The organism is Pelomonas dachongensis, from assembly GCF_043555865.1.
Lineage (GTDB): Bacteria > Pseudomonadota > Gammaproteobacteria > Burkholderiales > Burkholderiaceae_C > Pelomonas > Pelomonas dachongensis.
The window spans coordinates 1-236 of the sequence record NZ_JBIGHY010000076.1 but is presented as its reverse complement, the minus strand read 5'-3'; the positions used below and the strand labels follow the sequence as shown (position 1 = coordinate 236).

Annotated in this window: 1 protein-coding gene; it reads left to right on the top strand. The window is 61.0% G+C overall.

All coding sequences use genetic code 11. The features are described from left to right. Window positions 1–236 (top strand): integrase core domain-containing protein (locus ACG02S_RS26485; RefSeq protein WP_394473456.1); only part of this gene is annotated, 236 nt, incomplete at both ends.

Sequence of the window (236 nt, the reverse complement as noted above, 5' to 3'; positions counted from 1 at the left end):
GACCAACGGCCTGGTGGAGCGGTTCAATGGCCGCATCAGCGAGGTCGTGCAGCAGACCCGATTCAATTCGGGCGCCGAGTTGGAAGCCACGCTCACGGCGTACTGCAAGACCTACAACCACCACATCCCGCAACGCTCGCTCGACCACCGCTCACCCGTGCAAGCCCTTCAAGCTTGGCAGGTCGCCAAGCCCCATTTGTTCAAGCGCGCTGTATACAAACAGGCGGGTCTTGACA